This is a genomic window from Alcanivorax sp. NBRC 101098 (genome assembly GCF_001010505.1).
Taxonomy (GTDB): domain Bacteria; phylum Pseudomonadota; class Gammaproteobacteria; order Pseudomonadales; family Alcanivoracaceae; genus Alcanivorax; species Alcanivorax borkumensis.
In genome coordinates, this window is sequence record NZ_AP014613.1 from 1,075,375 (window position 1) to 1,098,750 (window position 23,376).

A 23,376-nucleotide genomic window follows, 5' to 3' on the forward strand; every position below is an offset into this window, starting at 1 on the left:
GATGTGCGATATGGAAAATTTTTAGCTGTTTGGGATTGAGGAAATTAATGAAAATTGCAGTAGCGGGAATGGGGTATGTCGGGTTATCCAATGCGGTGTTGCTGGCCCAGAATAACACCGTAGTGGCGCTAGATATTGATGCCATAAAGGTAGAGAAAGTTCAAAACGGAATTTCCCCGATTGAGGATGCTGAAATTCAGTCCTTTCTGACAGCGCAATCGCTGGATTTGCACGCGACAACCGATAAAAAGATGGCATTTGAAGGTGCCGATTTTGTAGTAGTGGCGACTCCCACTGACTACGACGTAAAGGCAAATTATTTCAATACGAGTAGTGTCGAGCTGGTAATTAGTGATGTGCTGGCTATTAATCCCCGCGCTACCATAATAATTAAATCGACGGTGCCGGTGGGTTATACGAAGACGCTGAGGGAACGTTTTGGTGTTGAAAATATCATCTTTTCTCCGGAGTTTTTGCGGGAAGGCAAAGCCCTGCATGATAATTTGCACCCCTCTCGAATCATTGTAGGGGCCCAGTGTGAGGCCGCTCGTATTTTTGCTGACTTGCTTGTTCAGGGGGCGGAAACCGTTGCACCTCCTGTGATATTCACAGATTCAACCGAGGCAGAAGCGATTAAACTTTTTTCCAATACTTATTTGGCTATGCGGGTAGCCTATTTCAATGAGCTGGATAGCTATGCCGCTATCCATAACTTGAATACTCGTCAGATCATTGATGGGGTTTGCCTTGATCCGCGGATTGGGGGGCATTACAACAATCCTTCTTTTGGTTATGGGGGGTATTGTTTGCCCAAAGATACCAAGCAGTTAGTGGCTAACTACGAGGATGTGCCGAATAACTTGATTAAGGCCATTGTGGATGCCAACCGGACACGTAAAGATTTTATAGCCGAAGATATTTTACGCCGTAACCCCGCCCGTGTGGGTATCTACAGGTTAGTGATGAAAGCGGGGTCGGACAACTTTAGGGCCTCTTCCATCCAAGGTGTTATGAAGCGGCTGAAGGCGAAAGGTATTGAAGTCGTGGTTTACGAGCCGGCACTGGTGGAGGAGGCATTTTTCAATTCGGTGGTGATTCGCGATTTTGAAACGTTTATTCAAACCTGTGATGTGATTGTTTCTAATCGTATGGTGAGTGAACTGGAAGGGGTGGCTGACAAGGTTTACACCCGTGATCTTTTTGGAAGTGATTAATCTTGGAATGCCATGCAGCGTAAAAAGCGGTCTCTTTTATTTCTTATTTTCAGTGTGACAATTTTTATTTTGGGTGCATTACTGCCAGGAGAATTAAGGGAGTCGATTAGTCAGTTGCTTCATTTGGGCAATGTGGATGCGTACGCGCATGTTTTTTTTGGCGCCTTGATTGCCTTGTTGTTGGCATGGCTTGGGGCTCCTTTTTTAATTGTTCTTATGGCCATCATTTCTCTTGGGGCCGTTATTGAAGTGGTACAGATATGGATTCCGGGGCGTTCCGCCACTTGGAGCGATATGGCCGGTAATGTGGCGGGCGCACTTATCGGATTGTTGGTACTAAGCCTTGGGCGGTGCGTGGTTAAGAGAGGGCATAATGGTTAGAAAAGCAGTGTTACCGGTGGCGGGGTTTGGTTCGCGTATGTTGCCGGCGTCTAAGTCGATACCGAAGGAAATGTTGCCCGTTGTGGACCGACCGGCTATTGAGTACGTGGTAAAGGAGGCGGTTCGAGCAGGGATCAAAGATATTGTATTGGTATCCCATTCTTCCAAGAGCGCGATTGAAGACTATTTTGATACCCAATTTGAGCTAGAGCATCAGCTTGAAAAGAAAGGTAAAACGGCTTTGCTGGATGCGCTGCAGAATATCCTTCCGGCGGATGTAAATATTATTTCTGTGCGTCAACATCACGCCCTGGGGCTGGGGCATGCGGTTGCCTGTGCCGCCCCGGTGATAGGCAATGAGCCTTTCGCGGTGTTGCTGCCCGATGTGTTGGTGGATTGCCAGGATATAGAAGAGGATCTGGCGGTTATGGTCCGCCGTTATCATGATACGTCTGCCGCCCAAATTATGGTGGAAGAGGTTCCCGCGCAGAGGGTTGATCAATACGGAATTGTGGCTCTGGAGGGGGATGCCCCCAAAGCTGGTGATTCTGCTGCCATGCGCGCCATTGTAGAAAAACCGCCTATTAATGAGGCTCCGTCTCGGTTATCCGTTGTGGGCCGTTATGTGCTCCCCGGTGAAATTATGGCCATTCTTGCCGAGACACAACCCGGGGCAGGTAACGAGATTCAGCTCACCGATGCGATTGCAACATTAATTAAGCAAAGCCCAGTTGAAGCTTATTCCATGCGTGGCCAGACCTTCGATTGCGGTAACAAGGTGGGCTATTTGCGCGCTATTTTCCATTATGCTGCGCGACACCCAGATTTGGGTGAGCATGCCAGAGCTATGATGGCCGAAGCTAGCCAGCGCTAATGTGGGATGATTTATTGGGCTCTGCAGGTTCTTTGCTTGCGGGTGTCTATCGTATGAGGATAACGCGAAGGGTTTGGTGATATGCAGGTGGCGGTTTATGGCGACACGTTATGCGCCCAGGTAACGGCAACGGCGCTTGCTCAGACCGGGCATCAGGTAGCTTGGTACGTATTTGGTATAGAGGAGCATGAGCAGCTAAATCAAGAGCAACCGTTATTTAGCGAGCAAGGGTTGGGCCGCTTGTATGTTGAGCAGATCAACGCGGGCCGTTTGGTTCCTTTGTTAAGAGGACAGAACGCGGTTGATCTCTCCCCCTCTGAGGTGGTGTTTCTTGCTTTGTCACCAGGCAGCGAAACCTTGGCAGAGGATATTCTCGACGTTGATGTAAAGCCTGGGGTTTGTCGATTGGTGGTGAATCAGACCGTGGGGCCCGTAGGGGTGGCGGAACGATTGCGGCAATACATATTGTCTGCAGGCTATGATGCGGCTCTAGTGGCTTTGCCAGATTTGATTCAGGAGGGGAATGCTTTCCTGACCTTTACTCGTCCTGAGAGTATTTTGCTGGGGTGCTATGAACGCGAAGGCGAGGCCCTGATGCGTGAGCTGCTGCGCCCTTTCAATCGGCGTAAAGATGTTCTTCAGGTGATGAGCCTGCGGGAGGCGGAGTTCGCAAAACTCGCCATCAGCGGCATTTTGGCTACCCGAATCAGTTTTATGAATGACATGGCCGCCTTATCGGAGTCGTTGGACGTTGATATTGATGCGGTACGCGTCGCAATGGGGGCAGACTCTCGTATCGGTGAGGCTTACCTTTACCCTGGCTGTGGATTTGGCGGGCCTGGCTTGAGCAGTAATGTACTGGCTTTGCTGGATGCTCAGCAGCAGAAAGCTGCGGAGCCTGGTCTACTAGAACAGGTGTTGCATACCAATGAGCGGCAAAAAGAAGTTCTGTTCCGCAAGTTTTGGCAGTACTGCAACGGCTGTGTAAAAGGTAAGCGGGTTGCGATCTGGGGGGCGTCCTTTAAGCCGGGCACAGCCCGGGTAGAAAACGCGCCTGCCTTGAAGATTATAGAAGCGTTATGGGCGCAGGGTGTGGACGTGGCTGTGCATGATCCCAAGGCCTTGCCCGATTTAAAACGCTGGGCTGAGAAGCAAAATAGAGAACTGTTGCTGTGTGATACCCCCTACGAGGCCACCTTGGGCGCCGATGCGTTGATGCTGGTCACCGAGTGGAAACCTTATTGGAGCCCAGATTGGCAGCGTTTGAAACAAGAGATGCGGACCGGGCTTATTCTCGATGGTCGTAATATTTATGACCCTGCATTTGTTAAGGCACAGGGGCTGGAATATCGTGGAATTGGACGGAGCTAGGCATGGTGCCTGAACAAAATGATCTAACCGAGAGTTCGGTCTGGCTGCAGCTTGAAAGCCTTGCCCGTGAGGAAGGCTCTTTGCATTTGTCTGATTTTTTCGTTCAAGAGCTGGGAAGGTGTGCCCATTTTTGCCTTGAGAGCGATGGCCTCTTGGTAGACTTGAGCAAGCAGAGGGTGTCGTCTCATGCCCGTGATTTATTAGTGAGTTTGGCCGATGAACGGGGCCTTGATCGTTGGAGTGAGGCGTTATTTTCCGGTGCAGAGGTGAATTGCACCGAGAACCGCAGTGCCAAGCACTGGTTGCTCCGTGATCCGTCTGATCAAGCTGCTGAGATCCATGGCCAGCTGGAGATCATGGACTCTATCGTCTCGCGCGTGTTGGAAGGTCAGTGGCGGGGTGTATTGGGCGATGCGATTACGGATGTGGTTAATGTGGGCGTTGGGGGATCTGAATTGGGGCCGTTAATGGCGGCATTCGCGCTGCATTCGACGCCCTTGGCAGAGGGAGAAGTGCGGCCCAGCCTTCATTTCGCATCGTCAATGGATGGCAGCCAGATTTCCCAAGTTCTCCAGGAACTGAACCCACGCACGACACTGGTGCTGGTGTCGTCTAAATCTTTTACTACTGTGGATACGTTGCACAACGCCAATACGGCACGTAGCTGGATGGCCCGTGCACTGGGGCTTGAAATGGATAACGAAGCGATGCTGCGTTGCCATTTTATTGGTATTTCCGCACAACCGGACAAGATGACCGCGTGGGGGATTCCATCGACTAACCAGTTACAGTTCTGGGATTGGGTGGGCGGGCGTTATTCTTTGTGGTCTGCTATTGGTTTGCCCATTGCACTTACCGTGGGGATGCATGGGTTTCGTGAGTTGCTGGCGGGTGCCCATGACATGGATCTCCACTTTCGCCAGCGCCCATGGCACGAGAATATCCCGGTTATGCTGGCTTTGGTGGATGTGTGGAATATCAATTTTCTGGATATCCGCGCCCGTGCAGTGCTGCCCTACGATGGCCGCTTAAAATATCTGCCTGCTTATCTAGAACAGTTAGAGATGGAGTCTAACGGGAAGAGTGTGTCGCGTAATGGCGACCCTGTGGATTACCACACCTGTCCGGTGATTTGGGGTGAGGTTGGCCCGAATGCACAGCATGCCTTTTTCCAGTTGTTGCACCAGGGTACTCAGCCGGTGGCGTGTGAGTTTTTGATGACCGCACGGCGCTATACCGAAAGCGCACATTCGGGTGCGGCGGTGGAATTGGAAGGCCAGCATGCTCTGTCTAACGCCAATTGCCTGGCTCAATCGCGTTTGTTGGCGTTTGGCGAGCAGGCTTTGGATTCAACGCTGGCTTTGCCTGCTTACAAGCGTTATCGGGGTAATCAGCCCAGCACCACTCTGGTGCTGGATGAGTTGTCGCCTAGAACCCTTGGCTCCTTGCTGGCCATGTATGAGCATAAGGTGTTTGCCCAAGCGGTGATTTGGGGAATAAATCCTTTTGATCAATGGGGCGTGGAGATGGGTAAGGTGATTGCCACCGATATGTTGGCGGTTCTGGCGGACCCTGATGGCGCCCATGAGGTGGATGATTCCTCACTGTCGTTAGCGCGCCATATCGCGTGCAAGCAAGCGACGCAATAACATTAAACACGAATGCAAATGGACAGAGCCCTCCCTTATCATGCTGTGCCAGCTGGTTGTGTGCTCTGTGCCTTACAAGGATGACATTAATGACTCACCCCATTCCCGCTTCGATTTTTCGTGCTTACGATATTCGCGGTATTTATAACGAAACGCTCACGGATGCATGGGCTTATGAAATTGGTCGGGCGATTGGGTCCGAGGTGCAAGCTCAAGGGCAGACGGCCATCGCTATAGGGCGAGACGGGCGCTTGTCTGGTCCCGCTTTGTTGCTGGCCTTGAGTGAGGGTGTTCAGTCCACGGGGTGCACGGTAGTGAATGTGGGGTTGGTGCCGACGCCTGTGCTGTATTTTGCAACGCATCATATTGAGGGGCTCAATTCCGGTGTGATGCTGACTGGTAGCCATAACCCGGGCAATTACAATGGTTTTAAAATTGTGATTGACGGTGTGACACTCTCGGGTGAACGCATTCAGGCGTTGCATCGCAGAATTGTAGATCAGCGCTTTGCTGAAGGGCAGGGCGAGTATCGTGAGCAGGATGTGCTGGTGGATTATCAGGCTGCGTTTTTGAGTGCCCATAGCCTAGCGCGGCCTATGAAGGTGGTTGTGGATTGTGGCAATGGCATCACTGGTTTACAGGCACCGCAAGTGCTTGAGGCGTTAGGGTGTGAGGTTGTGCCGCTGTTCACCGACGTCGACGGCACCTTCCCGAATCATCACCCGGACCCGGGTGACCTCAACAATTTGCAGGATTTAATTGCTAGCGTAAAAGCAGAAAAGGCCGACCTTGGATTGGCTTTTGATGGTGATGGCGATCGGGTTGGGGTTGTTACACCTGCTGGAGAGGTGGTGTATCCGGATATTCTGCTAATGGCGCTGGCAGAGGATATGGTGAGCAGGCATCCCGGCGCAAAAGTTATTTTTGATGTGAAGTGCACAGGCTCCCTGTTCGACGTGATTAGGGACGCCGGGGGGGAGCCAGAAATGTGGCAAACCGGACACTCCCTTATCAAAGCACGCATGAAAGAAACCGGTGCCCTGTTAGCAGGAGAGATGAGTGGGCATATCTTTTTTGCTGAAGATTGGTACGGCTTTGATGATGCCTTGGTGGCTGCTGCCCGGATTCTGGGTATCATCAGCCGAACAGAGGGAGGCGCGGAGGCCCTTTTCGGGCGCTACCCGGTGCTGTGCACGACCCCGGAAATCAATATCAATGTGACGGACGAGAACAAATTCCGTATCGTGGAATATCTGCAGACGAATGCGGAGTTCGGCGAAGGCGAGCGCCGCGTCATTGATGGTATCCGTATGGATTATGCGGATGGTTGGGGCCTGTGCCGGGCCTCCAATACTTCGCCGAAGTTAGTGTTGCGTTTTGAGGCAGATAACGATGAAGCCCTAGGCCGAATTCGTGACTTGTTCGAGGTTAACGTAAGCAAAGCGATGGCCGCGGTGGGTTAATTCTACGATTGGCTTGGCTGTTTAATTTCAACGGGTGGTGGCAGCTCAGGCGATAACCTTGGAACAGGATGATGAATCATGAGCAAAGTATTGGTCACCGGCGGAGCCGGTTATATCGGCTCTCACACGGTGCTGTTGCTGCTTGAAGCTGGGCGCGAGGTTGTCGTGCTTGATAACCTCACCAATAGCAGCGAGGAGAGCCTACGCCGTGTCCAAAGGTTAACTGGGCGTGAGCTGACTTTCATTAAAGGCGACATTCGCGATGCGGATTGCCTAGATCGACTTTTCGCCGACCATGATATCGATTCCGTGATCCATTTTGCTGGCCTGAAGGCGGTGGGTGAATCGGTTGAGCAGCCATTGCAATACTACGATTGCAATGTGGTAGGCACGGTGCGTTTGTTGGAAGCCATGGAGCGGGCAGGGGTGCGAACTCTGGTATTTAGCTCATCGGCAACGGTGTACGGGGACCCGGCCTCTGTGCCCATTAAGGAAAACTTTCCTCTTAGTGCGACCAATCCCTATGGTGCCAGTAAGTTGCACATTGAAGATATGCTCCGTGATCTCTACTCCAGCGATAACCGGTGGCAGGTGGCGTTACTGCGCTATTTTAATCCTGTGGGCGCCCATGAAAGTGGCGAAATAGGTGAGGACCCTAATGGTATTCCCAATAACCTCATGCCGTTTATTGCACAGGTTGCCATTGGCAAGCGAGCACAGCTGAGTGTTTTTGGTGGAGATTATGCGACGCCGGATGGCACTGGAGTGAGAGATTATATCCATGTGATGGATTTAGCCCAGGGACATTTGGCGGCACTGCAGGCTTTAGAGGGCGATCGTGGTCTGCTGACGGTGAATTTGGGAACCGGGCGAGGCTACAGTGTGCTGGAAATGATTGCGGCCTTTTCTAAGGCCAGCGGGCGAGACGTTCCCTACCAGATTGTGGAACGTCGATCGGGAGATGTGGCTACCTGTTACGCGGATCCTGCCCATGCAGAAGAAGTCATCGGGTGGAAGGCTGCCCGCGGCATTGATGATATGTGCTGTGACCACTGGCGTTGGCAGGAAAGTAATCCTGAAGGGTATGGCGAGAGATAGGGAGCTATCGCTGACTGAATGAGTGCTTTCCAAGCTTCTGTTTTACGGTTCTATATAAAGAGAGTGGGTTGGGAACATGCTCAAATCAGTTTTATATAAAAACTTCTTATCTGTAGGTGGGATGCGTCTTGCGGGGATTCCCCTGACATTGGCAACCAGTGTGTTGTTGGCCAGGCTGCTTGGACCAGAGGGATACGGTTACTACTCTTTTGCGATGGCATTGGTTCCTTTGCTTGCGATTCCTGTGTCCAGTGGTTTGCAGCAGTTTGCGACACGGCAAGTAGTTAGCTATCGGTTGGCTGAACAATTTTCTCTGGCAAGGGGACTGGTGTCTCTGGCAGGGATGTGGATATTGCTTTATTCCGTTCTTGTGTTTGTTTTTTTTCTGGTCGCTAGTCAGCTTTTTCCTGAGATCTTTGAAGAAAAAAAATGGGCTATCATGCTCATTGCCATCTTTATTATCCCCTTTATTGGTGGTAACTCAGTGCGATGTGGTATGTCCAAGGCTCTGGGGCAGCCTTTTTGGTCCGAGCTGCCACTAAGACTGATCCAACCCGCTCTGCTTCTTGGGATAGTTGTTTTGCTTTATCTCTGGGGGATTAAGGGTGCAAACTTCGCCATTTATGCTCAGCTAATAAGTTTCTCTTTGGCATTTATCATTGCAGTAATAATCTTTGTACTTGTAGCGCCTGCGGATATGCGGGAGGGCAATAGGACTTATGAAATAGGCTTCTGGGCGCGCTCTCTGATTCCATTTAGCCTTTTATCTGCGGTTACATTGCTCGGAGCGCAAATTTCCATTGTACTTCTAGGGATTCTCGGTGAACCTGAAGCCGTAGCTGGAATGAGGGTGGCTGACCGTGGTGCCGCGCTTGTGCTTCTTCCATTGACCACAGTTAACATGATTGTCGCACCGTATATTGCTCGTTATTTCAAGCAAAGTGACCGAGAAAAACTGCAAGCTACCTTAAGACTGTCTTCCAGGTTGGCACTTTTGTTTGCATTACCTGCGGCGAGTCTGTTTCTCTTTTTTGGTGAGCAGATAGTCGGCCTTGTTTTTGGTCTTGAATATATTGCGTACGCATTTTGGCCACTAGTGATTCTTTCTGCGAGCCAATTGTTCAGTGTTTTTTGTGGTTCGGTTGGCAATGTGTTGGCAATGAGTCATCAGGAAAATAGGGCCGTTACCGGTCATATTCTGGCATTGAGCGTCAATGTGATTCTGTGCTTTGTTTTGATTCCGACGTATGGTGCTGTGGGAGCTGCATTGGCTACTGGAGCAGGATTGATCGTCTGGAATCTGGTGCTGGCTTACTTCGTGATTAAACAGGTAAAGGTAAGCCCCTTTCCTATTTAGTTTTATCCTGAAGGCTGAAGGAATACGCGGAGGTTTTTTGATTATCAAATACAGGGTTGTTCACCGAGTCTCTATAAAAGAGGCGCTGGTCATTTATTCGAGATTTTTTTTTAGGAAGCTTGAAGACCTGTTTGCTAGCCCAGTGATAACTGACAAGAAAGCACTGTTGGTGGCAGGTTGTGGCCATAGTGGCACGACCCTGCTTGCTGCGAAGCTGGGCAATCATCCCAATATTTTTGCAGTGGGAAGAGAAACAGAGTTTCTTCTGCCGGATAAAAATTCGCTTGTTACGGCTTCAAAGTTGTTGTCCGAATGGGTTTATTGCGCAGAATATCTTGGCAAGGAATATGTTCTCGAAAAGACACCGAAGCATATTTATTTTATCGACCGTGCAGGGGTTATTGCGCCTAACCATAAAGTTTTGGTGACAATCAGAAACCCTTTAGACAATGTGGCATCGTTATTCAAACGTTTTGGTGACCTTGATCTGGCCATTGAGAGATGGGTTAACGATAATCACATCGTCGCTGGAATCGCAGGTTCTGGTAATGTCTATGTTGTTCGCTATGAAGACCTGACTGCGGCCCCTGAAGCGACCTTTATTTCCTTGTTTGAATTTATTGGCGACAGTTTTGATCCGTCAATACTGGAGGAAGGAAAAACGGCGTATGACTCTGCCGTGTTAAAGGGGAATATGGTGGTTCGCAGGGATCAGGTTAAGTCCAGAATCCGGGTTAATAATGGGGCTTGGCGAAAAGTTCTTGATGAAGAGCAGGCTCTTTATGTCTGGAGGCGGGTGTCGGTTGTTGCGCAAGCCCTAGGGTATCACGGCCTTGAAGATTGCTACTTTCCGACAGATGATGAGAGTAACGGGTGTTCCTGACACCCGAGATATTTGTATTATCGGGCGTTCGAAGATTGAGCGGGAACAGGAAAGTGGATTCCCAAGAAAAGGGCAAGTTTGGGAAATCGACTTCTTAATACCCCGCGCAAGGCATAATTGGCAAAGTAATAGCTTGCCATGATTGCGTTCAACTGCTCTTCATCTCGGTACAATCGCCAGTTGTACCCTGCCGTATTTCGTTTGTTGGAAGACAAAGAGTCTTGATGAACGCAGTATCGTGTTAGTGCTAAATTAATTCCGTATCCGGATGTCGTTTTCTTGAGAATTTTTAACCACAAGCCGAAGTCTTGGCGTTTGCGAAGCTCGGGCATAAAGACTTTACCTAGCTGCTCGCTGTCATATACAGCGGTCGAGCAACCAATGTAATTGGTTTTTAACAACTGGCGGTAGTGTATGGTTGGCGGTACACCTACAGTGTTGATACAGGCGCCTTCTGGGTTTATGCGTGTATAGGCGGTGTACGACAGGGGCCAGCCTTGTTCTTTCATTTGGCTTATCTGAATGCTTAACTTGTCTTTGTGCCACTCATCATCGGCGTCGATGAAAGCGATGTATCGTCCTCTGGCAGAGGCAATGCCTCTGTTTCTCGCAACTGCTGCACCGCTATTTTCTTTTAGCCGTATCAGTTTGATTCTGTTATCACGATCACAAAATGCTTGAGCGTGCTGATCTGTGTCATCAGTAGATTTATCGTCGACTAATAGTAGCTCCCATGACAGAAAGTTCTGGGAGAGTACCGATTCGATAGTCCGGGCCAATGTGTGCCGGGCGTTATAGCATGGTGTGATGATTGAAACTTCAGGAATCATATTTACATCCATATCAGCGCCGTTCCATCGTGCCGTTTGCCAAGAGTCGAACTGTGATTGCCATCTCGGTTAGCCATAATCGGGTTTGAATGAGAAGAGATGAAACTTTCTGGCAGCGATTGATTTTAGGGCTGCTGATGACAAACCAGTATGCCCAAACCGGGGGTATAAAGGTTTTTACGATGAACTTTGCTCGGCGTCTCACTGGGCCTGAACGAACCTGGCCCCCCTTTACCCGCTTGAGCTTGGTGGTGAGTTCCTCCCAGCTATGGCGAGTTGGATGATCCACATTGGCTTCAGGTAAGTATACAAGAGGAATGTTTGCCCGACCTGCACGTTGACAGAACTCTGCATCACCACCTGAAAAGCGTTGGTCGTCAAAGACGCCCACTTTGTCAAATACTGTCCTGGGAATGGATAAATTGGCTGTCACCGCGTAGCCGTGTCGTGTGTAACGTTCCTGAGGTAATCCCATTGCCATGTCGTACACTTCTATCCAGTTAGGTTTCAGATTGTCAAAGCGCAGAACAGTGACTCCACCAGCAATCAGAGTGGGTTTTTTGCAGCCCAGGTGCTGGCGCCAGATGATTTCTAGCCAGTCGGGATTTGGTCGGCAATCGGCGTCAGTGAAGACCAGTAGTTCCCCTTGGGCTTGCTGAAGTGCCAGGTTGCGCGCTGCATAGGAGCCGGGTTGGTGGCACTCAAGCAGGTTTACGAAATCCGGTAGAGTGTCTGCTGCTGGCACAACATCCGAGCCGTTATCAACGATGAAGCATTCCCAGAGACTTTTCGGCAGTGTTTGTCTGGCCAAGGCAGAAAACAGAACCTTAGTGAGTTCCCAGTGCTGGTAGATGGGGATAATGACGGAAATTTTCGGGTTGCTATCGTGCATTATAGTGCCCCAAATCCTGTGGCCATGGTTTTTAATGTCCGCATTACAATCAGAAAGTCGAGTGCAGGGGATAGGTTCTTGATGTAGTAGAAGTCGTGTTCTACCTTCTCTCGTGTACTTTCAGTGTCGCTGGCGTAGCCTTGATTGACTTGGGCCCAGCCGGTGATGCCTGGCCGCACGATGTGTCGATAGCTGTAGTAAGGAACTTCTTCTTCGAATTGCTCTACAAACTCTGGCTGTTCGGGGCGTGGGCCAATCAGGCTCATTTCACCTTTCAGGATGTTCAGAAACTGTGGGAGTTCATCGATGCGCACTTTGCGGATAAATGCCCCCAGGCGGGTAATGCGGTATGCATCCTGGTCGGCAAACTGCGCCGTGCCTTCATCTTCTTCTCTAGGCCGCATTGAGCGGAACTTGTACATTCTGAAAATACGATTCCCCTTTCCGATCCTTTGCTGAACAAAAATAGCAGGGCCGGGAGAGTCGAGCTTGATCAGGAGCGCGACGATCAGGCAAAAAGGGATTAGTAGGGGAGCTACAAGCAGCGTAAGCAGTACATCCAGCGCGCGTTTGCCCGCCAGATAGACCGGTTGTGGCTGAAGATTGGCCAAGTCTATGCTTTGCAAAGTAGAAAGGTTTACTTTGCCATTGATGGTCTCTGCAACCTTGCGGGCATTGAACACGGGCAGTCCTGCAATATTGCAGTGACTCACAAAACGTATCCATTGGTCTTCAAGTTGTTCTTCCATATCGACAATTAGCCCGTCGTACCGGGTTTCCCCCATACTGGGGTTGTCCAGAAGACGGTATTCAAAACTCTTAGAAACCGGAGGAAGAATGTTGTCAATTCTCTCTGTTGGGACGCAGGCTAACTTCAAGTATCGAAAACGGCGGTTGATAAGAACCGAGATGATGCGGATTGTTAGTAGCAGGGAAAGGCCGATGATAAGTGAGGTGCGTGCATAGCCGATTCGGGTAAACAGTACCAAGGTGAACACTAAGCCGACAGCAATCAATACTGTGGCCAGGTTATAGGGGATGGCTCGCCTTCCAACAAATTTAGCGATGTTGCTGCTCAAATAGGCCGTGACTGCGTAGCAAAGCACCAGTAGGGCGAGGGTAATCCCCTGATTAGCGTTTTGAACCCAGGATTGATAGCTAAGAAATTGTGCGCCCAGGGTAATAATGGCCAATGCAATAAGGTGGCCGAATGCTGGATTCAGGAGGATTCGCTCATACCAGCGGTTGTGGCGTGATGGCGTTATGGAGATTGGGTCCTGATGCATGCTCAACTCATTTCGGGTGGGCAGTGTCAAAGCCTGTCTCCGTGTTATCGACAATTCATAGGCGAGGCTGGGAATTCTACCATGCCTGTTGGTATCCACAATTCGGTTAAGGCTTAACGGGGCTTGTGACTGGATGGCGGGCTGAGTAGAGGGCAGCAGCTGGCTGTAGAGGAGGTAACCATTGGGCAAAGAAAAAGGGCTTACCCGATGGATAAGCCCTTCTCTTATTTGGCTCCGCCTGCTGGGCTCGAACCAGCGACCCAATGATTAACAGTCATTTGCTCTACCAACTGAGCTAAGGCGGAATGTCTTGAGGCGCGTATATTAGTGACGCCTCTCGGGGTCGTCAACACCCCGGAGGCGCGTTTGTTGCTTATTTAGCCAATGCTTGCTCAATTCGGCGAATAGCGTCCTTCAGTGTGTCCATGCCAACGGCAAAAGACAGGCGCATGCAGCCAGGTGCGCCGAAGGCGGAACCGGGTACCAAGGCCACTTCGGCGGTTTCCAGTAGCAGGGTAGCCAGATCAGTGTCGGACTCCACGCCATCCATGTTGGCAATGGCGTCGGAGAAGTCCGGGAAGGCATAGAAAGTGCCGTCGCCTTTAGCGCATTTAACGCCGGGCAGGGCATCCAGTGCGTCGGTGAGATAGTCGTGACGCTCTTTAAATGCTTTAACCATCTCGTCTACGCAGCCTTGATCGCCGGCTAACGCCGCTTCCGCTGCAGCCTGGCTGATGGAGGCTGGGTTGGAGGTGGACTGGGACTGCACCTTCTTCATGGCAGCAATCAGCTTCTGCGGGCCTGCTGCGTAACCGATGCGCCAGCCCGTCATGGAGTAGGCTTTAGAGACACCGTTCATGACCACGGTGCGGTCATACAGCTCAGGGGTGGCGTTGACGATGTTTACGAAGGGTTTGCCTGTCCACAGGATGTGTTCGTACATATCGTCGGTGGCGACGATGATGTTTGGGTGTTTCTTGAGTACTTCACCCAAGGCGGCGAGCTCTTCAAGGGAATAAGCCATGCCGGAGGGGTTGGATGGGCTGTTGATCACGAACAGGCGGGTTTTCGGCGTGATCGCTGCTTCCAGCTGTTCCGGGGTGATCTTGAAGCGGCTGTTCACGTCCGTTTCGATGATTTTTGGGACACCACCGGCAACCAACACCATGTCCGGGTAGCTCACCCAGTAGGGGGCCGGGATGATGGCTTCGTCGCCGTCATTCAACAGGGCCAATGCCATGTTGAAGAAGCTCTGCTTGCCACCACTGGACACCAGCACCTGGCCGGGCTCGTAGGATAGGCCATTATCGCGCTGGAATTTGTCGATAATGGCATTTTTCAGGCCGGGAGTGCCGTCCACCGGGGTGTACTTGGTTTTGCCGGCGTTGATCGCCTCAATGGCGGCCTGCTTGATATGTTCCGGGGTATCGAAATCCGGCTCACCGGCACCCAGCCCAATAATGTCTTTGCCCTGTGCGCGGAGTTCACCGGCTTTGGCGGTAATGGCAAGGGTGGGAGACGGCTTGATGCGTTGTACGCGGTCGGAAAGGCTGATATCGGACATGCACTCCTCGTTCATCTTGATAGTTGATTGGCCACGTTTTTTTAACGTACCGATCGACACAGAAAGGGGCTGGAACTTTACCGGATTCGGGTGCCAATGTCCCGTATTTCCTGATGGGGTCGCTCTTTGATCGCCATCGTGGTTGAACGATCACTCTTACAGGTGGCTGGGGGAGGTAAGCGTTTTTGTCGGAGCGGTCGTTTGGCTGCGATTGCGTCTCTATTCCCTCTCAAATCCCATTCACTGGAGCCACCGCTCCAGTGGGCAACATGGATCATCACGCATTTGATCTGCTGGCTCTGGTACACTACCCGGTGATTTTGCACGCATGACTTTTGCTGTTTTCCCGTCGTCGGGAGGGCAGTAGCCATCAGGAAGCCCAAATGTCTGAAAGCCTCTTCAAACTCCATTCCGACTACCAGCCCGCCGGTGATCAGCCCACCGCCATTGCGCAGCTGATTGAGGGTATTGATGATGGCCTAGGCCACCAGACGCTGCTGGGGGTGACCGGTTCGGGTAAGACGTTCACCATGGCAAATGTGATTGCGCAAACGGGCCGGCCCACCATCATCATGGCGCCGAACAAGACGCTGGCTGCTCAGTTGTACGGGGAGTTCCGAGAGTTTTTCCCCGAAAACGCGGTGGAGTATTTTGTTTCTTACTACGATTACTATCAGCCGGAAGCCTATGTGCCCAGCTCCGATACGTTTATCGAGAAAGATGCCTCGGTGAATGAGCAGATCGAGCAAATGCGACTGTCTGCCACCAAGGCGATATTGGAACGACCGGACACCATTATCGTGGCCACCGTGTCGGCCATTTACGGGCTGGGTGATCCCGCCAGTTACCACGCCATGGTGCTGCATTTAGTGCGCGGCGATCATATCGATCAGCGTGAGCTGTTGCGACGGTTGGCGGAGCTGCAGTACACCCGTAACGAGATGGATTTTCGCCGCGCCACTTACCGAGTGCGTGGGGATGTGATTGATATCTTCCCGGCGGAAGAGGAAAAGGAAGCGGTTCGTATTGAGCTGTTCGATGATGAGGTGGAATCCATCAGCATCTTTGATCCTCTTACCGGTGAGGTGATTCGTCGTATTAGCCGCACCACCATCTACCCCAAGAGCCATTACGTGACGCCAAGGGAAACCGTGCTCAAGGCGGTGGAGATGATTAAGGAAGAGTTGGCCGAGCGGCTGGCCGAACTTAAGGAGCAGAACAAGCTGGTGGAAGCCCAGCGGTTGGAGCAGCGCACCCGCTTTGACATTGAAATGCTGCAGGAGCTGGGTTATTGCAATGGAGTAGAAAACTACTCCCGGTTGTTTTCTGGTCGTGCCCCCGGCGATGCTCCGCCCACCCTGTTTGATTACCTGCCGGACAATGCGCTGCTGATTGCCGATGAGTCCCACGTCACCATCCCCCAGTTGGGCGCCATGTATAAGGGCGACCGCTCGCGTAAAGAAACCCTGGTAAGTTTCGGGTTCCGGTTGCCCTCTGCCATGGATAACCGGCCACTGAAGTTCGAGGAATGGGAGCTGCTGGCGCCACAAATGGTTTTTGTGTCTGCTACTCCAGGGCCCTATGAGAAGAAATACGCTGGGCAGGTGGTGGAGCAGGTGGTGCGCCCCACCGGCCTGGTGGACCCGAAAATCGAGATCCGTCCGGCGACCACTCAGGTGGATGATCTGCTCGGCGAAGCCAAGGAATGCATTGCCAAAGAGCAGCGGGTGTTGGTGACCACGCTGACCAAGCGCATGGCAGAGGATCTCACTGAATACCTGAATGAGCATGGTATTCGGGTGCGTTATCTGCATTCCGATATTGATACAGTGGAGCGAGTGGAAATTATTCGCGATCTGCGCTTGGGCAAGTTCGATGTGCTGGTGGGGATTAACTTGCTGCGTGAAGGGCTGGACATGCCAGAAGTGGCGCTGGTGGCGATTCTGGATGCGGACAAGGAGGGCTTTCTGCGCTCCGACCGGTCACTGATCCAGACCATCGGCCGGGCTGCCCGGAATGTGGATGGCCGCGCGATTCTCTATGCGGACAAGATGACCGGCTCCATGGAGCGGGCTATCGACGAGACGGATCGTCGTCGCGAGAAGCAGGAGGCCTTCAACAAGGCCAATGGCATCACCCCGCAAGGGCTGAATAAGAAGATTCGTGACATTATGGATGACAGCGGTGGCAGCCGTTTTGATCGCAAGTACAAGGGCGAAAAGAAAGTGGCCGAGTCTCCGTCAGATTATCTGGATGCCCGCTCACCGGCGCAAGTGGCCAAGGAAATCAAAGCGCTGGAAGCGAAGATGATGGAACATGCCAAGAACCTGGAGTTCGAGGATGCCGCCGCCACCCGCGACAAGATTCACCAGCTCAGAGAGCTGGGTTTTATGCGCTAGAGATACCCGTTGTCGGTAGCCGCCAACCCTTTGTGTATTGGCGCCTTCACTGTTACACAATCGCCCATCTTCCCACGGTGCGAACCCGAGCCTTGGTCAGGAAAGTCCGCTTATTAAAAGCGGACCCACAGTCTAGGGCTCTACCCGATTGCCCTGCGGGCGATTCTCTTGCTGCGCAAGTTGCGTGCTTTGCAAGGGAGAGCCTACGGCGTTAATGGTTTGCTGTGAGCCGGGCGATGGGGTGCTGGGCGCCAGTTGTTCCACCCAGATTAGGGTCCCCGCGATTACGGCCACAGGCATGATGAACAGGTTCACCAGCGGGATCATGGTTAGGGCCATGACGATGGCGCCGAAGGTGAGCACTAGCCAGCGCTTTTCTTTTAGCCGTTCTAGCATCACCTCAAAGGGCACCTGGCGATTGTCGGCGCCAAAATCGATGTACTGCATGCCCAGTAACCAGCCAGACCACAAAAACCAGATGGCTGATGCCAGTACGTTGACCACCGGAATAAAGTAAATCACTAAGACTACAAACAAAATCAGCACGGCGCGCCATAGCCAATACCAGGTTTTACGCAGTTCCCGTTTGAAAGTACGCAGGATCATGGCGGGGATAGATTCGTCGTTCATGGGATGGCCGGTGATTTGGATATCCACTTTTTCTGCCAGAAAGCCCATGAAGGGCGCGGCAATCAGCTGCACACCGATGGAAAACACGCTGGCGAACAAACCAAGCAATAAAATCCACACCAACACCACTGCGGCATCGATCAGGAAGTGTAGGGCGCCATTGAGGAAACTCCAGAAGCCGGTTAGCACCCAGTCTGCCGTGGCGGCGGTGATCCAGCCTGCAATCCAACTACCGCTGAGCCAGTACAGGCCCCCGAAAACTAAAATGTTGAAGATCAGCGGGATAATTACATAGCGTCGCAGTTCTGGGCTGCGGGCCAGTTTTAGGCTGCGGGTTAGGTAGGTAATGGCATCGGCGATCTGGGACACGACTAATCCTTGGCGGTTAAAAGCAGCTACACGCTACAAGCCCCGCGCTGCAAGGTAAAGACGTGGGCGTTGTGGCTAGCCATGCTTGCAGGTCGGTGGTGGCAGCAGTAGGTGGAGCAAACGGTCTTTGGCGGCTTATTTACTTGCCTACTTGCTTGGGGCGGTGGCGCGGTGAATCGCTCATGCTGTTTATCTGCTTACCTTCTGCGCTGTTTATGTGCCTATGGATAAAATCGGAATACGGAGCGGTAGGCGATGTTTTGCACTTCTTTGCAGTGCGCTGGGGTTGGGATGCGATATAACCCGGTGTGGTGTGGTTATTGTAATCTCAGCGTCTCGGCGGATGAATTCGGGCCGGGTTGTCGCTAGACTTAGCTCTTTCATTATTGGCGCCCCTAGGGCGTTTGCCGTTGCCGGCGTAGAGACAGCAATCGTATGCGACTGAAATCAATAAAACTGGCTGGGTTTAAATCCTTTGTGGACCCTACCACCACCTATTTTCCGGAAAACCTCACCGCGGTGGTGGGGCCTAACGGGTGTGGCAAGTCCAATATTATTGACGCGGTGCGCTGGGTCATGGGGGAATCTTCCGCCAAGCACCTACGTGGTGAGTCCATGGCGGACGTGATTTTTAACGGTTCCAATGCCCGCAAACCCGTAGCCCAGGCGTCTATTGAGTTAATTTTTGATAACTCCGACGCCACCGTCACCGGTGAATACGGCAAATTCAACGAAATCTCCGTGAAACGCCAGGTCACCCGGGATGGCCAGTCCAACTATTTCCTCAACAACACCAAGTGCCGGCGTAAGGATATTGCCGATATTTTCTTAGGCACCGGTCTGGGACCGCGCAGCTACGCCATTATCGAGCAGGGCATGATTTCCCGGTTGATTGAAGCCAAGCCGGAAGAGCTGCGGGTGTATATCGAGGAAGCGGCGGGTATTTCTAAGTACAAGGCTCGCCGCCGCGAGACCGAGAACCGCATTCGCCGCACCCGCGAGAACCTAGAGCGACTGACTGATATCCGCGATGAGCTGGCACGGCAAATCGAACGCCTGAGCCGCCAGGCCAGTGCGGCGGAGAAGTACAAGCAGTATAAAGAGGAAGAGCGGCTGAAAGGGGCCCAGCTCAAGGCGTTGCGCTGGAAAGGGCTGGATGTGCAGGTTAAGCAGCTGGACCATGTGATTGGCGAGTTGGACGTATCCATGGAAGCAAAAGTGGCGGAACAGCGCCACGTGGATGCGGAAGTAGAACGTTTGCGCGAGAAGCACCACGAGGTGCAGGAGCGCTTCAACGAAGTGCAGCAGCATTTTTACGCCCTGGGGGCAGAAGTGGCGCGCCTAGAGCAGAGCATCCAGCATCAGCGTGAGCGCAAGCAGCAATTGTACGAAGAGCTGGATCAAGTTCGTGCCAGCTGGAAAGAGGCGGATGCACACCTGCGCATCGACAGCGAGAAAGTGGCGGAGCTAGACGCCATTCTGGCGGAGCGTGAGCCGGAACTGGAAATGGTCTGCGAGCAACAGGAAGCCTCCAGCGAAGCGCTGGCACTGGCTGAAGAGACTATGCAGAGCTGGCAGCAGGCGTGGGAAGAATTTAACGGCAAATCCGGCGAATCCCGCCGTCAGGCGGAGGTGGAGCAGTCCCGCATTCAGCATCTGGATAAATCCCAGGAGCGTTTGCGCGATCGGATTGACCGGCTGAAAAAAGAACAGGAATCCCTAGACGCCGGCCCGCTGGCCCAGGAAATGCGCGAGCTGGAAGAGCAGGTTGAGCAATATCGCGGGCAGTCGGAAGAAAACGAACTGCGCAGCGAATCTCTGCAGGAAGAGATCAACCAGCTTCGCCGGGCTAACGGTGACCGGGGTCGCCAATTGGATGAGGCCCGCGAAAAGCTGCAAAGCCTGAAGGGCCGACGCAGCTCATTGGAGGCTCTTCAGAAAGCGGCCATGGGGGATGATGGCGCGGTCAGCGATTGGCTCACCCGCCATGAGCTGGATGATGAACCGCGGCTGGCGGACCAGCTGCAAGTGGCCGAGGGCTGGGAAAAGGCGCTGGAAGCGGTGCTCGGCGATAGCATTCAGGCGGTGGCGGTGAGTGGTTTTGAACAGCTCAACGATTGGTTGGACGACCTGTCCCACGGCCGCTTGGCGCTGGTTAGCCCGGGGGCGGTAAAGGCCACTGCCGGCAGTAAGGCGACACTATTGCGCGACCATGTTGAAGGTCAGGCACCGGAAGGCCTGCTAGCAGGGGTCTATGTGGCCGATAATCTGGACGCGGCGCTGACCCTGCGCAGTCAGTTAGAGGCCCATGAATCCGTGGTTACCCGTGACGGTATTTGGCTGGGGCCGGATTGGCTGAAAGTGGCGAAAGAGGAAGACCAAGAAGCCGGTATCCTCGAACGCCGCCGCGAGTTGGAGGCGTTGGTCGGCGAGATTGAGACTCTGCAGGCCACCGTGGATGATCTGAAAGAGCAGCTAGAAAGCACCCGCGAGCAAATTTCCGAGCTGGAAGAAGAGCGCGAAGAGGTGCAGCGACAAGCGAGCCGAATTAACCGAGAGCTGGGTGAAATCAATGCTCAGGTGAGTGCCCGTCAGGTGCGTCTGGAGCAGATTACCATGCGCCGTGAGCGTCTCGGCCGAGAAATGGACGAGACCAACGAGCAGCTGGAGCAGGAACAGGAACAGCTGAAAGAAGCCCGGGCGGTGCTGGCCGAAGCGCTGGACGCGATGGAAACCGACAGCGGTGAGCGCGAAGCGTTGCTCACCCGTCGGGACGAATTGCGTTTGAGCCTGGATGAGTCTCGCCAGAAAGCCCGCCAAGATCGTGACCGGTCCCATCAGCTGGCTATGGAGGTGCAGGGTGCTCGCACCCAAGCGGATTCGCTGCGACAGAATTTGAGTCGCCTGGAAGCTCAGGTGCAGATGATGGCCGAGCGCAAGGCGCTGCTCGAAGAGCAGACCAACGAAGGCGACGAGCCGGGCACCGAATTACAGATGCAGCTGGAAGAAAAGCTGGAAGTGCGCCTGGAAGCCGAGCACAAGCTGGCCGAAGCTCGCCGTGAACTGGAAACCGTGGACCATGAAATGCGTAACCTGGAAGGCCAGCGCGGCCAATTCGAACGCCAGGCCCAGGAAGTGCGCAGCACCATGGAGCAGAAGCGGATGCAGTGGCAGGACCTGAGCACCCGACGGCAAACCGTGGCAGAGCAGCTGGCCGAGCAGAACTTTGACCTGGATACGGTGCTGGAGAACCTGCCGGACGAGGCGGATGAGCAGCAGTGGGCACAGGAAATGGACATGATTGGTCAGCGGATTTCTCGCCTGGGCCAGATTAACCTGGCGGCCATCGACGAATACCAGCAGCAATCCGAGCGCAAGAACTATCTGGACAGTCAGAATGACGACCTGGAAGATGCCTTGGGCACCCTGGAAAATGCCATTCGCAAGATTGATCGCGAGACCCGGGCCCGTTTCAAAGAATATTTCGACCGCATTAACCGTGGCCTGCAGGAGCTATTTCCGAAAGTCTTCGGGGGTGGCCATGCCTATTTGGAACTCACTGGCGATGACCTGCTCGATACCGGTGTTACTATTATGGCGCGGCCCCCGGGTAAGCGAAACAGCACCATTCACCTGCTCTCCGGTGGGGAAAAGGCGCTGACCGCGCTGTCGCTGGTATTCAGTATCTTCCAGCTTAATCCCGCACCGTTTTGTCTGCTTGATGAGGTTGACGCGCCGCTGGATGATGCGAATGTGGGGCGTTTCTGTAACCTAGTGTCGGAAATGTCTGCAAAAGTGCAATTTATCTACATCACACATAACAAGATTGCGATGGAGATGGCTGCTACTCTGATGGGTGTCACTATGCATGAGCCAGGGGTTTCCCGTCTGGTATCAGTGGATGTGGAAGAAGCGGCCGAAATGGCGGCAATGTGAGGAGTCGGTGCCGTTGTAATAGCGGTACTTCAGCACAAGCAAGGAAGAAGAGGCGATGGGCCTGAACTTAGAAACATTGATTGGCATTCTGGTTATTTTGATCCTGCTGATTCTCGTCGACGGTATGCGGCGGATGATCAGAGAGCGGCATGGGCGCCTGCGTATGCGCATTGACCCCCGTTACCGTGACCAACCGGAAGAAGAGGAAGATCGCGGCCATAACCCAGAGCTAATCGGCTCTGCTCGCGTGATCCGTCGTGCTATGGAAGAGGATCAAAAGGAACGCCCACCCATGGTAATGGAGCCGGATGAAGCGGCCGCAGATACCCGTACGGCTGAACAGCAAAGCCTGTTCGAAGCCGAACAAGGATCGGCGCCTCAACCGGGGGGGGCGCCCGAGCCCCAGCCAGAGATTGCCCCGGCCCCTAACCCGTCGGCAGTAGAGCGACAGCCAGAATCGACTCCCGAACCTCGTGAGGCACCTCGCCAAGAGCCACGAATAGAGCCTAAGGCCGCACCGAAAACGCCCCGCGAGCCTCAGCCCGTGCTGGAAGTGATCGTGGTGCACCTGATTGCCCACCGTGGTGCGCCTTTTGACGGTGGCGCTTTACTGCGCATGCTGTTGGAAGCGGGGTTGCGTTATGGTCGCATGAATATTTTCCATCGCCATGTAAGTGTGAACGGTGCGGATGATTTGCAATTTTCCATGGCCAATGCGGTTGAGCCCGGCACTTTTGATTTGGATACCATGGAGAGCAAGACGTTTGCCGGGGTGACATTCTTTCTGAAACTGCCGGGGCCTACTGATGCCATGGGCGCATTGGACAAGATGCTGTCTATTTGCCAACGGCTGGCTTCGGAACTGGATGGTGAACTCAAAGATGAACAGCACAGCGTATTGACCCCGCAGACCATGGAACACCTACGTCAGCGCGTGCAAGAATTCGAACGGCGCCAACGGGTGCCGAGCGTGTAAAAGCAGTTGAACGTTTAACGTTGAAAAGCAAAAGCCAAGCCCTATCTTGGCGCTTTAGGGGGCGTGCAGCGTAGATTGTCGGACCTCAACGGTACTTGTATTTTTGGGTTCTTGCTGCGCCCTTACTGAAAATCGCTGGCGTGGCCTTTCCAATAACGAGGCGACAGCCCGTGTTTCAACGTTAAGCTTTACGCGTTCAACGCA

17 protein-coding genes and 1 tRNA gene are annotated in these 23,376 nt (G+C 53.0%); 12 read left to right on the forward strand and 6 right to left on the reverse strand.

Annotation, left to right across the window (positions count from 1 at the left end; translation table 11 throughout):
- The first annotated feature begins 47 nt into the window (after positions 1–47).
- The 9 genes from AS19_RS04970 (at position 48) to AS19_RS05010 (ending at position 10,290) form a co-directional block, all read left to right on the forward strand.
- Positions 48–1,214: a nucleotide sugar dehydrogenase gene (locus tag AS19_RS04970; protein ID WP_046961801.1), complete on the forward strand. Its 1,167-nt coding sequence runs from the start codon at positions 48–50 to the stop codon at positions 1,212–1,214.
- Positions 1,215–1,226: 12 nt separating this feature from the next.
- The gene (locus AS19_RS04975) at positions 1,227–1,595 is read left to right on the forward strand and encodes a VanZ family protein (RefSeq protein ID WP_011588217.1); all 369 of its coding nucleotides are present in this window, start codon (positions 1,227–1,229) and stop codon (positions 1,593–1,595) included.
- Positions 1,588–2,469 carry a UTP--glucose-1-phosphate uridylyltransferase GalU gene (galU, locus tag AS19_RS04980; RefSeq protein ID WP_046961802.1) on the forward strand — a complete coding sequence of 294 codons (882 nt, stop codon included), beginning with the start codon at positions 1,588–1,590 and terminating at the stop codon, positions 2,467–2,469. The genes AS19_RS04975 and galU overlap by 8 nt, the downstream gene beginning before the upstream one ends.
- Before the next feature lie 81 nt (positions 2,470–2,550).
- Entirely contained in the window at positions 2,551–3,840 is a 1,290-nt protein-coding gene (locus AS19_RS04985; protein ID WP_046961803.1) for a nucleotide sugar dehydrogenase, read from the forward strand.
- Positions 3,841–3,842: 2 nt separating this feature from the next.
- Positions 3,843–5,489 carry a glucose-6-phosphate isomerase gene (gene pgi, locus AS19_RS04990; protein ID WP_046961804.1) on the forward strand — a complete coding sequence of 549 codons (1,647 nt, stop codon included), beginning with the start codon at positions 3,843–3,845 and terminating at the stop codon, positions 5,487–5,489.
- Positions 5,490–5,569: 80 nt separating this feature from the next.
- The gene (locus tag AS19_RS04995; protein WP_046961805.1) at positions 5,570–6,952 is read left to right on the forward strand and encodes a phosphomannomutase/phosphoglucomutase; all 1,383 of its coding nucleotides are present in this window, start codon (positions 5,570–5,572) and stop codon (positions 6,950–6,952) included.
- 78 nt (positions 6,953–7,030) lie between these two features.
- Positions 7,031–8,050 carry a UDP-glucose 4-epimerase GalE gene (galE, locus tag AS19_RS05000; protein ID WP_035458552.1) on the forward strand — a complete coding sequence of 340 codons (1,020 nt, stop codon included), beginning with the start codon at positions 7,031–7,033 and terminating at the stop codon, positions 8,048–8,050.
- 76 nt (positions 8,051–8,126) lie between these two features.
- The gene (locus AS19_RS05005) at positions 8,127–9,407 is read left to right on the forward strand and encodes an oligosaccharide flippase family protein (RefSeq protein ID WP_046961806.1); all 1,281 of its coding nucleotides are present in this window, start codon (positions 8,127–8,129) and stop codon (positions 9,405–9,407) included.
- A gap of 37 nt (positions 9,408–9,444) precedes the next feature.
- On the forward strand, positions 9,445–10,290 hold the full coding sequence (locus tag AS19_RS05010; RefSeq protein ID WP_011588224.1) for a sulfotransferase: 846 nt from the start codon (positions 9,445–9,447) through the stop codon (positions 10,288–10,290).
- A gap of 17 nt (positions 10,291–10,307) precedes the next feature.
- Here the strand turns inward: AS19_RS05010 and AS19_RS05015 are convergent, their stop codons facing one another.
- The 5 genes from AS19_RS05015 to AS19_RS05035 form a co-directional block, all read right to left on the reverse strand.
- A complete protein-coding gene (locus AS19_RS05015; protein WP_231860978.1) occupies positions 10,308–11,120 on the reverse strand; it encodes a glycosyltransferase family 2 protein in 813 nt (270 codons plus the stop codon).
- A 13-nt stretch (positions 11,121–11,133) separates the two neighbouring features.
- Positions 11,134–12,012, reverse strand: a complete 879-nt coding sequence (locus AS19_RS05020; protein ID WP_011588226.1) for a glycosyltransferase family 2 protein — start codon at positions 12,010–12,012, stop codon at positions 11,134–11,136.
- Positions 12,012–13,298 carry an exopolysaccharide biosynthesis polyprenyl glycosylphosphotransferase gene (locus AS19_RS05025; RefSeq protein ID WP_046961807.1) on the reverse strand — a complete coding sequence of 429 codons (1,287 nt, stop codon included), beginning with the start codon at positions 13,296–13,298 and terminating at the stop codon, positions 12,012–12,014. Before AS19_RS05025 ends, AS19_RS05020 begins: the two co-directional genes overlap by 1 nt.
- A 229-nt stretch (positions 13,299–13,527) precedes the next feature.
- A tRNA-Asn gene (locus tag AS19_RS05030) sits at positions 13,528–13,603 on the reverse strand.
- 68 nt (positions 13,604–13,671) lie between these two features.
- A complete protein-coding gene (locus AS19_RS05035; RefSeq protein WP_011588228.1) occupies positions 13,672–14,862 on the reverse strand; it encodes a pyridoxal phosphate-dependent aminotransferase in 1,191 nt (396 codons plus the stop codon).
- 383 nt (positions 14,863–15,245) lie between these two features.
- On the opposite strand from AS19_RS05035, the gene uvrB reads away from it, so the two are divergent.
- Positions 15,246–17,261, forward strand: coding sequence for an excinuclease ABC subunit UvrB (gene uvrB / locus AS19_RS05040; protein ID WP_046961808.1), 2,016 nt, complete (start codon positions 15,246–15,248; stop codon positions 17,259–17,261).
- A 132-nt stretch (positions 17,262–17,393) separates the two neighbouring features.
- On the opposite strand, the gene cysZ is transcribed toward uvrB, so the two are convergent.
- Entirely contained in the window at positions 17,394–18,260 is an 867-nt protein-coding gene (gene cysZ / locus AS19_RS05045; protein WP_046961809.1) for a sulfate transporter CysZ, read from the reverse strand.
- 435 nt (positions 18,261–18,695) lie between these two features.
- Between cysZ and smc the strand changes: the two genes are divergently transcribed.
- Complete coding sequence (smc, locus tag AS19_RS05050; RefSeq protein WP_011588231.1) at positions 18,696–22,196, forward strand: chromosome segregation protein SMC; 3,501 nt, start codon at positions 18,696–18,698, stop codon at positions 22,194–22,196.
- A gap of 55 nt (positions 22,197–22,251) precedes the next feature.
- Positions 22,252–23,172, forward strand: coding sequence for a cell division protein ZipA (zipA, locus tag AS19_RS05055; RefSeq protein WP_046961810.1), 921 nt, complete (start codon positions 22,252–22,254; stop codon positions 23,170–23,172).
- Positions 23,173–23,376: the final 204 nt, after the last annotated feature.